A 13,679-nucleotide genomic window follows, 5' to 3' on the forward strand; every position below is an offset into this window, starting at 1 on the left:
GCCCGCCATCTGTCTCGGGCGCTTCGGCCTCTGAACTCATGCCTTTGAGGGGGGACTTGAGTGGACACCCGCATGTCCGGGGGCGGTCGGCACAGACGCCGCATACGCATAGCGATACCCACAGCGGCCGCCGCGCTGGCCGCCGCTGTCGCCGCCGCGGTACTGATGTCGCCCGCCGACGCGGCCACGCCGCTGCCTCAGCCGACCGTCAAGCCCGCCACGACGTCGCCGACGCTCAGCGAGCTCGAGAAGCGCGTCGCGGGCGCGGTGGCCGGTGACGACACGGCCGGCAAGACATCGCAGTCGTCGTACAGCTCGAGCACCACGAGCAGCTCGGGTTCGAGCACCGGAACCGTCGACGCGAAGGTCGTCGGCGGCACCGACACCAGCATCACCACGGCGCCCTGGATGGCCCAGCTGTGGTACTACGACGACCAGGGCACCACCGACGAGAGCGACGACCTCGGCTTCTTCTGCGGCGGCGCCGTCGTCGCGCCGACGAAGATCCTCACCGCCGCGCACTGCGTCAAGGGCTACAACTGGAAGGCCCACGGCGCGATCGTCACCAACACGGCGCAGCTGCCGACCACGGACGACGCGGGCAACACCGACCTGCACGGCGGCACCGTCTCCAGCGTCTGGCGGCAGTGGAACCACACGTCGTACAACGCGACGACCATCGACAACGACATCGCCGTCCTGACGCTGCCGAACCCGATCACGGCCAAGCCGATCCGGATCACGACGTCGGGTGACACCGCGTCGTACGCCGCCGGCACCCAGGCCACGGTCTACGGCTGGGGCCGCACCAGCTCCACCAGCCAGGACATCTCCGAGACGCTGAAGTCGGCCACGCTGCCGGTCCAGTCCGACACCACCTGCACCGGCGCCTTCGGCAGTCACTTCATCAAGGGCCACATGGTGTGCGCGGGCGAGCCCGCGACCGGCAGCGACGCGGGCACCGTATCGGCGTGCAACGGCGACTCCGGCGGCCCGCTCGTGGTCAACAACCGCATCGTCGGTGTGGTGTCCTGGGGCGTCGAGGACTGCGTGGCCGAGGGCGCGTACAGCGTCTTCAGCAAGGTGAGCACCTATGTCGGCGCCACCTATCCGCGCATCGACGACACCAACCTGAACGGTGACCACCGGGCCGACCTGTGGCTGCGCCAGGACTCCAACAACGAGGGCTTCGAGAAGGACTCCAAGGGCACCTCGTTCGGCGCGCGCATCTCCTGGGGCAACTGGGGCGGCGTCAACCTGGTCCTGCAGACCGACCTCAACCGGGACGGGTACCAGGACCTCGTGGTGCGGCGTAGCGCCGACGGCGCCATGTTCTGGTCGCACTACATCCCGTCCACCGGGAACTGGGGCACCAACCAGATCTTCGACAACTGGAAGACCCGCACCCGCGTCGTGGCACCCGGCGACGTCACCGGCGACGCCCTGCCCGACCTGCTGTCGGTCGACTCCGGCGGTTACCTGTGGATCTACCCGGGCAAGGGCTACGGCACCTTCTCGACCCGCGTCAAGGTCGGCTCGGGCTGGAACCAGTACAACTCCCTGCGCGGCCACGGCGACTTCACCGGCGACGGCAAGGCCGACCTGATCGCGCGTTCCAAGAGCAACTCGTACGTCTACCTGTACAAGGGCACCGGCAAGGCCGGCACCGGAGCGTTCTCCAGCCGCATCAAGGTGCGCACCTGGAGCGGCTACAACGCCTTCGACGCCCCGGGCGACGTGACAGGCGACGGCAAGGCCGACTTCCTGGCCCGGACGCCCGGCGGAACGCTGTACCTCTACCCGGGCACCGGCAAGGCCACCAGCGAGATCTTCGCCACAAGGATCAACGTCGGCACCGGCTTCCAGCGGTACGACATCTTCGGCTGAAATCGCAGGTGAACGCCGGACAACCCGGCGTCGCCGACTACGCACTGTGCCCACCGCCGTACGCGGTGGGCACAGTGCGTTGTGCAACCCTGCATGCGGCTTCCCCGTCTGACAAACCGAACGAGCCAGGGCCTGACGCCGAAAGCGGGGGGTATCCGACCCAACGAGGACTGAGGAGCACATGCCCGACCAGATGACGCCGGCCACCCAGCAGCCGACACGAAGCCGCCGAGCGAAGGGGCGGCGGCGCAAGCCGCGCTCCGGGCGGAGCAGGGCTGTCGTCATCGCCGCCTGGGCGGCGGCGGGCCTGGTGGTCCTCGGCGGCACCGGCCTCGGGTACGTGTACGTCAAGCTCAACGACAACATCCAGGGCGTCGACATCGACGCCGCTCTCGGCACCGAGCGGCCGCAGAACGTCGACAACGGCTCGATGGACATCCTCGTCCTCGGCTCCGACTCGCGCTCCGGCAAGAACTCCGAGTACGGCAAGGACGAGGGCACCGCCCGCTCCGACACGGCGATGGTCGTGCACGTCTACGAGGGCCACAAGAAGGCGAGTGTCGTCTCCATACCCCGCGACACCCTGGTCACCCGGCCCGACTGCACCGACAGCAAGGGCGACACGGTCGAGGGCGGCCGGGAGCTGATGTTCAACACGGCGTACCAGGTCGGGGGCCCCGCCTGCGCCGTCAAGACCGTCGAGTCGATGTCCGGGATCCGTATGGACCACTACATCGAGGTCGACTTCACGGGCTTCAAGAAGCTCATCGACACGCTCGGCGGCGTCGACATCACCACCAAGCAGGACATCGACGACGACCAGAGCCATCTGCATCTCAAGGCCGGAAAGCACACTCTGACCGGCGAACAGGCCCTCGGGCTCGTCCGTACCCGGCACGGCGTGGGTGACGGCAGCGACCTCGGCCGCATCCAGCTGCAGCAGGCCTTCATCAAGGCGCTGATCAAGCAGGTCAAGGAGGTCGGCGTCCTCAGCAGCCCGAAGAAGCTCTACGACCTCGCGGACACCGCCACCAGCGCGGTCACCACGGACTCCGACCTGGACTCCGTCAAGAGCCTCGCCGGGTTCGCGAGCGGCCTGAAGAACATCGGCGCCGGCGACATGAAGATGATCACGCTGCCCGTCCAGTACGACCCCGCGAACCTCAACCGCGTCCTGCCGCTCGAGAAGCGGGACCGGAAGGTGTGGGCCGCGCTCGAGGCGGACAAGCCCATCCCGGCCTCCGCCGTCAAGGACTCCGCGGGCGACAAGGGCTCGGCAGGCTCCGTGGTGAGCAGCGGCTGAGGGGCACCGAACAGGGCTGCCGGGCGCCGTGGAATAGATGCGGCCCCACCCCGGTTTTGGGGGATGCGGCCAGTCCTGGCAGACTGGTACGTCGGCTCCGGTTCACGCTTCCGCATTCCGCGGCTGCGACCCGGCGCCCTCCCGATACCTAGGAGACACCTTGAAGCGCGACATCCACCCCGAGTACGTCGAGACGCAGGTCAGCTGCACCTGTGGCGCGTCGTTCACCACCCGTAGCACGATCGAGAGCGGCACCATCCGCGCCGAGGTCTGCTCCGAGTGCCACCCGTTCTACACGGGCAAGCAGAAGATCCTCGACACCGGTGGCCGTGTGGCCCGCTTCGAGGCCCGCTTCGGCAAGGCTTCCGGCTCCAAGAAGTAGCGAGCCACCTGCGCCGGTCCTCGGTCGTGCCTCTTGGGGCGCGCCGGGACCGGCGTTTTTGGTCGTTTCACTTCACCTTTCGTACGAAGCAGATCTAGGAGCCCTCAGAGATGTTCGAGGCGGTCGAGGAACTCATCGGCGAACACGCCGATCTGGAGAAGCAGCTCGCCGACCCGTCGGTCCACGCCGACCAGGCCAACGCGCGCAAGCTCAACAAGCGCTACGCCGAGCTGACCCCGATCGTCGCCGCGTACCGCTCCTGGAAGCAGACCGGCGACGACATCGAGACCGCCCGCGAGTTCGCCGCCGACGACCCCGACTTCGCCGCCGAGGTCAAGGACCTGGAGCAGCAGCGCGAGGAGCTCACCGAGAAGCTGCGGCTGCTGCTGATCCCGCGGGACCCCAGCGACGACAAGGACGTCATCCTCGAGATCAAGGCGGGCGCGGGCGGCGACGAGTCCGCGCTGTTCGCCGGCGATCTGCTGCGCATGTATCTGCGGTACGCCGAGCGCGTCGGCTGGAAGACCGAGATCATCGACTCCACCGATTCCGAGCTCGGCGGCTACAAGGACGTCCAGGTCGCCGTGAAGACCAAGGGCAACGCCACTCCCGAGCCCGGCCAGGGCGTCTGGGCGCGGCTCAAGTACGAGGGCGGAGTGCACCGCGTGCAGCGCGTGCCCGCGACCGAGTCCCAGGGCCGTATCCACACCTCAGCGGCCGGTGTCCTCGTGACGCCCGAGGCCGAGGAGATCGACGTCGAGATCAACCCGAACGACCTGCGCATCGACGTGTACCGGTCGTCGGGTCCTGGCGGTCAGTCCGTGAACACGACCGACTCCGCGGTCCGCATCACCCACATCCCGACCGGTGTCGTCGCCTCCTGCCAGAACGAGAAGAGCCAGCTGCAGAACAAGGAGCAGGCCATGCGTATCCTGCGCTCCAGGCTGCTCGCCGCGGCTCAGGAGGAGGCGGAGAAGGAGGCCGCGGACGCACGCCGCAGCCAGGTCCGCACCGTCGACCGCTCCGAGAAGATCCGTACGTACAACTTCCCGGAGAACCGCATCTCGGACCACCGCGTCGGCTTCAAGGCGTACAACTTGGACCAGGTGCTCGACGGCGAACTCGACGCCGTGATCCAGGCGTGCGTCGACGCGGACTCGGCCGCGAAGCTCGCTGCCACTTAGACCGTCGTCAGCCCGGCCCTGTAAGCCCAGACCGTGCAACGCAACCCGTAAGCAGTCCCTCGTACCGCACCCCGTAGACCGTCTCCGACTCGACAACCGCTCTGCCCCGGAGGACCAGCGTGCAGCAACACATTGGGGGGCGACCCCAAAACCCCCGCGGCGTGCTGCTCGCGGAGGTCGCCCAGGCCACCCGGCGGCTGGCCGACGCCGGCGTGCCGTCGCCGCGCAACGACGCGGAGGAGCTCGCCGCCTTTGTGCACGGCGTGAAGCGGGGCGAGCTGCACACGGTCAAGGACGCGGACTTCGACGCCCGCTACTGGGAGGCCATCGCGCGCCGGGAGGCCCGCGAGCCGCTCCAGCACATCACCGGGCGGGCGTACTTCCGCTATCTGGAGCTCCAGGTGGGGCCCGGCGTCTTCGTGCCGCGGCCCGAGACCGAGTCCGTCGTCGGCTGGGCGATAGACGCCGTGCGTGCGATGGACGTCGTGGAGCCGCTGATCGTGGACCTGTGCGCGGGCTCCGGGGCGATCGCCCTCGCCATGGCGCAGGAGGTGCCGCGGTCCCGGGTGCACGCCGTGGAGCTGTCCGATGACGCCCTCGTGTGGACCCGTAAGAACGCCGCGGGCTCCCGGGTCACCGTCCATCAGGGCGACGCGCTCTCCGCGCTGCCCGAGCTCAACGGCCAGGTCGACCTCGTCATCTCCAACCCGCCGTACATCCCGCTCACGGAGTGGGAGTACGTCGCCCCAGAGGCCCGCGACCACGACCCCGAACTCGCCCTCTTCTCCGGCGAGGACGGGCTCGACACCATCCGCGGTCTCGAGCGCACCGCCCACCGGCTGCTGCGCCCCGGCGGCGTGGTCGTCGTGGAGCACGCCGACACGCAGGGCGGCCAGGTGCCGTGGATCTTCAGCGAGGAGGCGGGCTGGGCCGACGCGGCCGACCATCCCGACCTGAACAACCGGCCGCGCTTTGCGACCGCACGTAAGGCGCTGCCATGAGGGCCGCAGCTTTGATCCAGGTCAAGATCCAGTACGTGTACTTCGTGTACGAGGAGGCTCGCTAAATGGCACGGCGATACGACACCAACGACGCGACGGACCGCACCACCGGTCTGCGTGAGGCCGCGTCCGCCGTCCGCCGTGGCGAGCTGGTCGTGCTGCCCACCGACACCGTGTACGGCATCGGGGCCGACGCGTTCAGCTCCGAGGCGGTCGCCGATCTGCTGGCGGCCAAGGGGCGCGGGCGCAACATGCCCACGCCCGTTCTCATCGGCTCCCCGAACACGCTGCACGGGCTCGTCACCGACTTCTCCGAGCAGGCGTGGGAGCTCGTCGACGCCTTCTGGCCGGGCGCGCTGACGCTGGTCGCCAAGCACCAGCCGTCGCTCCAGTGGGACCTGGGGGACACCCGTGGCACCGTCGCCGTGCGCATGCCGCTGCACCCGGTCGCCATCGAGCTGCTGACGGAGGTCGGCCCGATGGCCGTGTCGTCGGCGAACCTCACCGGTCACCCCGCCCCCGAGGACTGCGACGCCGCGCAGGAGATGCTCGGCGACTCCGTCTCCGTGTACCTGGACGGCGGGCCGACGCCCGGCAACGTGCCGTCGTCGATCGTCGACGTGACGGGCAAGGTGCCGTTGCTGCTGCGTGCGGGTGCGCTGGACGCCGACGAGCTCCGCAAGGTCGTACCCGACCTCGAGGTGGCCAATTGACAGCCCCTGACGCGGGGCGTGGCATAGGCACGGGGGTCTTCGGGGACGGGGACACATTCCGCATCCTCCACGTCAGCACCGGCAACGTGTGCCGCTCGCCGATCACCGAGCGGCTGACCCGCCATGCCCTGGCGGACCGGCTCGGTGACCGGTTGGTCGGCGGCCTGATCGTGGAGAGCGCGGGCACGTGGGGCCACGAGGGCGCCCCGATGGAGACCAACGCGGAGGCCGTCCTCGCCGAGTTCGGCGCGGACGCCAGCGGGTTCGTGGGGCGCGAGCTCCTCGACGACCACGTCATCCGTGCCGACCTCGTGCTGACCGCGACGCGCGATCACCGGGCGCAGGTGATCTCGATGGGGCACTCTGCGGGGCTGCGCACCTTCACGCTCAAGGAGTTCACGCGGCTTGTGCAGGCCATAGACCCCGCGACGCTGCCCGATCCCGACGAGGGTGTGGTCGAGCGCGCGCGGGCGCTGGTGCGGGCTGCCGCGGCTCTACGCGGGTGGCTTCTGGCGCCGAGCGTCGAGGCGGACGAGGTGTACGACCCGTACGGGGCGCCGTTGCCGTTCTTCCGGTCCATCGGGGACGAGATCCATGAGGCGCTGGAGCCGGTGGTCACGGCCCTGACGGGCGTGCCGGCGCGCATGTAGCGCTGCGGGCCGCTCTGCTCCGCCCACAGCGGTGCGGCAGCGGTACAACACCGGGCGTCCCGCCCTCCCCGGCCCTACATTGGACGTAGCCCACCGTCCAGGTCCGGAGCGTGCCATGTCGGTGACCGAATCAGGGGTGTCAGGCGTCGTGCGGCCCGTGGGGCCCGACTTCGACGCGCTGCGGCGTCAGGACCCGGAGCTCGCCGATGTGCTCCTGGGGGAGCAGGTACGCCAGTGCTCGGCGCTCCAGCTCATCGCCGCCGAGAACTTCACCTCGCCCGCCGTCCTCGCGGCGCTCGGCTCCCCGCTCGCCAACAAGTACGCCGAGGGATACCCCGGCGCCCGCCACCATGGCGGCTGCGAGTTCGTCGACGTCGCGGAGCGCCTCGCCATCGAGCGGGCGACAGCGCTCTTCGGCGCCGAACACGCCAACGTCCAGCCGCACTCCGGTTCCTCGGCGGTGCTCGCCGCGTACGCGGCCCTGCTGCGGCCGGGAGACACCGTACTGGCCCTCGGCCTCCCGTACGGCGGACACCTCACGCACGGATCGCCCGCCAACTTCTCCGGACGCTGGTTCGACTTCGTCGGCTACGGTGTCGATCCCGAATCGGGGCTCATCGACTACGAGCAGGTGGACGCGCTGGCCCGGAAGCACCGGCCCAAGGCCGTGGTCTGCGGATCCATCGCGTATCCGCGGCACATCGACTACGCGGCCTTCCGTGACATCGCCGACGAGGTCGGGGCCTATCTGATCGCCGATTCCGCCCACCCCATGGGACTCGTGGCCGGGGGAGCCGCACCCAGCCCCGTGCCGTACGCGGACGTCGTCTGCGCGACCACACACAAGGTGCTGCGCGGCCCGCGCGGCGGCATGGTCCTGTGCGGAGCCGGACTGGCGGAACGTATCGACCGGGCCGTGTTCCCCTTCACACAGGGCGGCGCGCAGATGCACACCATCGCGGCGAAGGCCGTCGCGTTCGGCGAGGCGGCCACCCCGGCGTTCGCCGCGTACGCCCGGCAGGTCGTCGCCAACGCGCGCGTGCTCGCCGACGGGCTGGAGGCCGAGGGGCTCGCGGTCACCACGGGCGGTACGGACACCCATCTGATCTGCGCGGATCCGGCCCCCCTCGGGTTGGAGGGGCGTGCCGCGCGCGGCCGCCTCGCTGCGGCCGGGATCGTGCTGGACACCTGCGCGCTGCCCCACGGCGACGCCCGCGGGCTGCGCCTGGGCACCGCCGCCGTCACCACACAGGGCATGGGCGAGGCGGAGATGGTGCGGATAGGGGCGCTGTTCGCGGCGGTGCTGCGGGAGGAGATCGACAGCCGGCGGGCGCGCGAGGAGGTGCGCGAACTGACGCGGGCTTTTCCGCCGTACCGGAGCTGAAGACGGGTAGGCGCCCACGTGTGCCCCGTCACTCGTGCAACCATTCTCGCTACCCGAAGGTCCTCCCCCATATGCCGGCGAGGCTAGGGTGTGAGGCTGTGATGGCCAGCGATACCTGTGGGGAAGCCTGTGCGTGAATACCTGCTGACGCTCTGTATCACGGCTGCGGTGACCTACCTGCTGACCGGTCCGGTGCGAAAGTTCGCCATCGTGGCCGGTGCGATGCCGGAGATCCGCGCCCGTGACGTGCACCGCGAACCGACGCCGCGGCTCGGCGGGATCGCGATGTTCTTCGGGCTCTGTGCAGGTCTGCTGGTCGCCAGCCATCTGACGAACCTCAGCACGGTCTTCGAGAACTCCAACGAGCCACGGGCGCTCCTCTCCGGTGCCGCGCTGATCTGGATCATCGGCGTGCTCGACGACAAGTTCGAGATCGACGCGCTGATCAAGCTCGGCGGCCAGATGATCGCCGCGGGCGTCATGGTCATGCAGGGTCTGACGATCCTGTGGCTGCCCGTCCCGGGCGTCGGCTCCGTCTCGCTGACCCAGTGGCAGGGCACCCTGCTGACCGTCGCTCTGGTCGTCGTCACCATCAACGCCGTGAACTTCGTGGACGGCCTCGACGGCCTCGCCTCCGGCATGGTCTGCATCGCGGCCGCGGCGTTCTTCATGTACGCGTACCGCATCTGGTACGGCTACGGCCTCGAGGCCGCCGCCCCCGCGACGCTGTTCGCCGCGATCCTCATGGGCATGTGCCTCGGCTTCCTGCCGCACAACATGCATCCGGCCCGGATCTTCATGGGCGACTCCGGCTCGATGCTCATCGGGCTCGTGCTGGCCGCGGGCGCCATCTCCATCACGGGCCAGGTGGACCCGGACGCGATGGCGCTGTTCGCCGGATCCGAGAAGGCGGCCGTGCACCAGACGGTGCCGGTCTACATCCCGCTGCTGATGCCGCTGACGATCATCGCGATCCCGGCCGCCGACCTGGTGCTGGCGATCGTGCGACGGACCTGGCGCGGCCAGTCGCCGTTCGCGGCCGACCGGGGCCACCTGCACCACCGGCTCCTCGAGATCGGCCACTCGCACAGCCGGGCCGTCCTGATCATGTACTTCTGGTCCGCGCTGATCGCCTTCGGCGCCCTGGCCTACTCCGTGAACTCGGCGTCCATGTGGATCGTGCTCACCATCGTGGTACTCAGCGCGGTCGGCCTGGTGCTCCTGCTGCTGCCCCGCTTCACGCCGCGCGCCCCGCGTTGGGCCGAGCGCTACGTGCCCCCGCGCTACCGCCGGTCGGCCGTGGCCCAGGCGGCCGCCGAGCCCTCTGTCACGTACGCCCTGGCAGCGGCCGCGGAGGCGGAAGCCGCAGCCGGCGAGACAGCGGCCCGCGAGCCCGTGGCCGTCGCGAGGGCCGTGAATTCCGCTGAGGGCGAAGCAGTTGCCGGTGCCAGGGCTGCGGGGGAGCAGCGGACCCCTGTGGCAGCAGGGGCAAAGGGGGTCAACGGAGCGACGGCCATCGGCGCCCGTTCCCGCTTCCTGGACAGGCACAAGGCGGAAACGTCGCGCTGACTTGGGACGCAGTACACGCCCCAAAACAGCTCAATACCAGACAAGCAACCCGGCTTTCTGCACAGACGCGCGGGGTTGCACTCATGTGTGACGGTCCGCACACTTCCAAGGTAAAGACCTCATCAAATAGATTGTGATACCGTTCACGAGACCCGGGGACAGAGCCGAAGGACCGTAGTGCGACGGTCCATTGGCCCGAGAGTCACCCTTTGCCCGGGACCCCTAAGCTCGTCCATGACGACACCTGCCCCCACCCGCGAGCGGAGTCGCCTCCATGCCGTCCAATGACGCCCGGATCCTTCTTCAGGCCGTTGTGCCCACAGCTGCCGTCGGTGCTGTTGCCGCCGTCGTCAGCGGTGTGGTCGCCGGCGGGAAGGGTGCCATCGGGGCGATCGTCGCGACGCTGGTCGTGATCCTGTTCATGGGCATCGGGATGGTCGTTCTGCAGCGCACTGCCAAATCGCTTCCGCACTTGTTCCAGGCGATGGGCCTCCTGCTCTACGCGACGCAGATCCTGCTGCTGTTCGTCTTCCTGGCGGTGTTCAAGAACACCACCCTGTTCCACCCCAAGGCCTTCGCTTTCACGCTCCTCGCGGCCACCCTCGTGTGGATCGCGGCGCAGACGCGTGCACACATGAAGTCCAAGATCCTCTACGTCGAACCGGACTCCTCGACGGGCAGCAAGCCCGAAAAGACGGGGCCGTCGTCGTGAAGGGTAGGGCCGGGATAAATACGCGGTTGAGAGCCTGCTATCGTCCGGTTCCAACTGCGGCACTGCGGGCGCGGGCATCTGAGCTGACGCCTGCTCTAGCGCGAGGCTCGATGCCGGACCGCCGCCCCCACATCCGTAACACCAGTCCAGTGCCGAACCGCGGCTGCGCGCCGCGCCGACACAACGAGGTTGCCGTACCTATGCGCCACGCTGAAGGAGCCCGCGGTGAGTGCTGACCCGACGCAGGTGCTCGCCTTCGAGACCGACTGCCACATCTTCGACGGGTGTGGATTCCCGGCTCCCGGCCTGCACTCGTTCCTGTTCGAGCCCCTCTGGGGCAACCCGGACAGCAACTCGTACTTCAACAAGCCCATGCTGCTGGCGCTGCTCGGCTCGATCATCGTCGTCGGCTTCTTCTGGGCCGCGTTCCGCAAGCCGAAGGTTGTCCCGGGCAAGCTTCAGATGGTCGCCGAGGCCGGCTACGACTTCATCCGGCGCGGCGTCGTCTACGAGACGATCGGCAAGAAGGAAGGCGAGAAGTACGTCCCGCTGGTCGTCTCGCTGTTCTTCTTCATCTGGATGATGAACCTCTGGTCGATCATTCCGGTCGCCCAGTTCCCGGTGACGTCGATCATCGCGTACCCGATGGTTCTCGCCCTGATCGTCTATGTCCTGTGGGTCTCGCTGACCTTCAAGCGGCACGGCTTCGTCGGCGCCTTCAAGAACTTCACCGGCTACGACAAGTCGCTCGGCCCGGTCCTCCCGCTGGCCATGTTCATCGAGTTCCTCTCGAACCTGATCGTCCGGCCCTTCACGCACGCCGTCCGACTCTTCGCGAACATGTTCGCGGGCCACACGCTGCTGCTGCTCTTCACGATCGCCAGCTGGTACCTGCTGAACGGCATCGGCATCGCCTACGCCGGTGTGTCTTTCATCATGGTCATCGTGATGACGGCCTTCGAGCTCTTCATCCAGGCGCTGCAGGCGTACGTCTTCGTGCTCCTGACCTGCACCTTCATTCAGGGCGCGCTCGCCGAGCACCACTGAGCCAACCGCCCCTGCACAACCCCCCAGATCGTCCGGTGGCCAACCCCCGCCGGTCCGTACAGAGAAGGAAGAATCAGCATGGCTGCCACTGAGACCCTCGCCGCCGTCTCCGGCTCCCTCGGCTCCATCGGCTACGGCCTCGCCGCGATCGGCCCCGGCGTGGGCGTCGGCATCATCTTCGGTAACGGCACCCAGGCCCTGGCCCGTCAGCCCGAGGCCGCCGGTCTGATCCGTGCGAACCAGATTCTCGGCTTCGCCTTCTGTGAGGCGCTCGCCCTCATCGGCCTGGTCATGCCGTTCGTCTACGGCACCTGATCGTCTGATCAACGACCAGACCACTAGACGAAAGGCACTCTGATGAGCCCACTGCTCAATATCGCGGCTGAGGAGACGCAGAACCCCCTCGTCCCGCCGCTTCCCGAGCTCGTCATCGGCCTGATCGCCTTCGTCATCGTCTTCGGTCTGCTCGCCTGGAAGCTCCTCCCGAACATCAACAAGGTTCTGGAAGAGCGCCGCGAGTCGATCGAGGGCGGTATCGAGAAGGCCGAGGCCGCTCAGACCGAGGCCCAGAGCGTGCTCGAGCAGTACAAGGCTCAGCTCGCCGAGGCACGGCACGAGGCCGCGCGCCTGCGCCAGGAGGCACAGGAGCAGGGCGCCACGCTCATCGCCGAGATGCGCGCGGAGGGTCAGCGGCAGCGTGAGGAGATCATCGCCGCCGGTCACGCGCAGATCGAGGCCGACCGCAAGGCCGCCGCGCTCACGCTGCGCCAGGACGTCGGCCGACTGGCCACCGACCTGGCCGGCAAGCTCGTCGGTGAGTCCCTCGACGACCACGCACGGCAGAGCCGCACCATCGACCGCTTCCTCGACGAGCTCGAGGAGAAGGCCGAGGCAAGTCGATGACTGCGCACGGAGCGAGCCGCGAAGCCCTGGCCGCCGCACGTGAGCGTCTCGACGCGCTGACGGACAGCACGTCCGTCGACGCGGCCCGGCTGGCCGACGAGCTGGCCGCGGTCACCGCGCTGCTCCATCGCGAGGTGTCGCTGCGTCGGGTCCTCACCGACCCGGCGCAGCCCGGCGACGCCAAGGCGGAGCTGGCGGGGCGCCTGCTGGGTTCTCAGGTCGGCGGCGAGACCATCGACCTGGTGTCCGGAATGGTGCGCTCCCGCTGGTCGCAGTCGCGCGACCTGGTGGACGTGCTCGAGGAGCTGGCGAGCATCGCCGACCTCACCGCCGCGCAGAAGGCGGGCACGCTCGACAACGTCGAGGACGAGCTGTTCCGGTTCGGCCGGATCGTCTCCTCGAGCACCGAGCTGCGCGCCGCGCTGACGGATCGCGCCGCGACCGTCGCCGCCAAGCGAGAGCTGCTGCGCAGCCTGCTCGGCGGCCGGGTCGAGGCCGTGACCGAGCGGTTGGTCGAGCGTCTTGTGACCCAGCCCCGGGGACGTAGCCTGGAAGCGGGACTCGAGTCCCTCTCCAAGCTCGCCGCGGAGCGTCGGGACCGCCTGGTCGCCGTCGTCACCTCGGCCGTGCCGCTGTCGGACCGGCAGAAGCAGCGTCTGGGCGCAGCCCTGGCGAAGCTCTACGGCCGGCAGATGCATCTCAACCTCGACGTGGACCCGGAGGTCCTCGGCGGGATCCAGGTGCAGGTGGGCGACGAGATCATCAACGGCAGCATCGCGGACCGTCTCGAAGACGCGAAGCGCCGGATGGCCGGCTGACCGGCCGCCACCAACTCAACAAGCAGTGTTTTACGGCCCGAGTTGGGCCGTGCAGAGAATGCAGAGTTTCTGGGGGGAGCCCCCAGAGCCCCCCAAAGAAACTTCGGGCCCAACAAGGAGAGCAGG

At 68.9% G+C, this 13,679-nt stretch carries 14 protein-coding genes; all 14 read left to right on the forward strand.

Going from position 1 to position 13,679, the window contains the following annotated elements; all coding sequences use genetic code 11:
* Positions 1-72 precede the first annotated feature (72 nt).
* The 14 genes from ACSMXV_RS28450 to ACSMXV_RS28515 all read left to right on the forward strand — a co-directional run bounded on the left by ACSMXV_RS28450 (position 73) and on the right by ACSMXV_RS28515 (position 13,553).
* A complete protein-coding gene (locus tag ACSMXV_RS28450; RefSeq protein WP_473179092.1) occupies positions 73-1,887 on the forward strand; it encodes a trypsin-like serine protease in 1,815 nt (604 codons plus the stop codon).
* 181 nt (positions 1,888-2,068) lie between these two features.
* Entirely contained in the window at positions 2,069-3,190 is a 1,122-nt protein-coding gene (locus tag ACSMXV_RS28455; protein ID WP_473174050.1) for an LCP family protein, read from the forward strand.
* A gap of 160 nt (positions 3,191-3,350) precedes the next feature.
* Entirely contained in the window at positions 3,351-3,572 is a 222-nt protein-coding gene (rpmE, locus tag ACSMXV_RS28460) for a 50S ribosomal protein L31 (RefSeq protein WP_393105289.1), read from the forward strand.
* Positions 3,573-3,682: 110 nt separating this feature from the next.
* A complete protein-coding gene (gene prfA / locus ACSMXV_RS28465) occupies positions 3,683-4,756 on the forward strand; it encodes a peptide chain release factor 1 (RefSeq protein WP_473174051.1) in 1,074 nt (357 codons plus the stop codon).
* A 161-nt stretch (positions 4,757-4,917) separates the two neighbouring features.
* Entirely contained in the window at positions 4,918-5,757 is an 840-nt protein-coding gene (gene prmC, locus ACSMXV_RS28470; RefSeq protein WP_473174052.1) for a peptide chain release factor N(5)-glutamine methyltransferase, read from the forward strand.
* A 65-nt stretch (positions 5,758-5,822) separates the two neighbouring features.
* On the forward strand, positions 5,823-6,470 hold the full coding sequence (locus ACSMXV_RS28475; RefSeq protein ID WP_181864431.1) for an L-threonylcarbamoyladenylate synthase: 648 nt from the start codon (positions 5,823-5,825) through the stop codon (positions 6,468-6,470).
* Complete coding sequence (locus ACSMXV_RS28480; protein WP_473174053.1) at positions 6,467-7,120, forward strand: arsenate reductase/protein-tyrosine-phosphatase family protein; 654 nt, start codon at positions 6,467-6,469, stop codon at positions 7,118-7,120. The genes ACSMXV_RS28475 and ACSMXV_RS28480 overlap by 4 nt, the downstream gene beginning before the upstream one ends.
* A gap of 115 nt (positions 7,121-7,235) precedes the next feature.
* A complete protein-coding gene (locus ACSMXV_RS28485; protein ID WP_473174054.1) occupies positions 7,236-8,504 on the forward strand; it encodes a serine hydroxymethyltransferase in 1,269 nt (422 codons plus the stop codon).
* A 129-nt stretch (positions 8,505-8,633) separates the two neighbouring features.
* Positions 8,634-10,073 carry an MraY family glycosyltransferase gene (locus ACSMXV_RS28490; RefSeq protein ID WP_473174055.1) on the forward strand — a complete coding sequence of 480 codons (1,440 nt, stop codon included), beginning with the start codon at positions 8,634-8,636 and terminating at the stop codon, positions 10,071-10,073.
* A 274-nt stretch (positions 10,074-10,347) separates the two neighbouring features.
* Positions 10,348-10,785 carry a hypothetical protein gene (locus ACSMXV_RS28495; protein ID WP_473174056.1) on the forward strand — a complete coding sequence of 146 codons (438 nt, stop codon included), beginning with the start codon at positions 10,348-10,350 and terminating at the stop codon, positions 10,783-10,785.
* Positions 10,786-10,995: 210 nt separating this feature from the next.
* Complete coding sequence (gene atpB / locus ACSMXV_RS28500; protein ID WP_473179093.1) at positions 10,996-11,832, forward strand: F0F1 ATP synthase subunit A; 837 nt, start codon at positions 10,996-10,998, stop codon at positions 11,830-11,832.
* Positions 11,833-11,910: 78 nt separating this feature from the next.
* The gene (locus tag ACSMXV_RS28505) at positions 11,911-12,147 is read left to right on the forward strand and encodes an ATP synthase subunit c family protein (RefSeq protein ID WP_043683105.1); all 237 of its coding nucleotides are present in this window, start codon (positions 11,911-11,913) and stop codon (positions 12,145-12,147) included.
* Between the two features lie 42 nt (positions 12,148-12,189).
* Entirely contained in the window at positions 12,190-12,735 is a 546-nt protein-coding gene (locus tag ACSMXV_RS28510) for a F0F1 ATP synthase subunit B (RefSeq protein ID WP_181655523.1), read from the forward strand.
* Entirely contained in the window at positions 12,732-13,553 is an 822-nt protein-coding gene (locus ACSMXV_RS28515) for a F0F1 ATP synthase subunit delta (protein ID WP_473174057.1), read from the forward strand. Before ACSMXV_RS28510 ends, ACSMXV_RS28515 begins: the two co-directional genes overlap by 4 nt.
* The last annotated feature ends 126 nt before the right edge of the window (positions 13,554-13,679 follow it).

This window comes from Streptomyces sp. DSM 42067 (assembly GCF_055792885.1).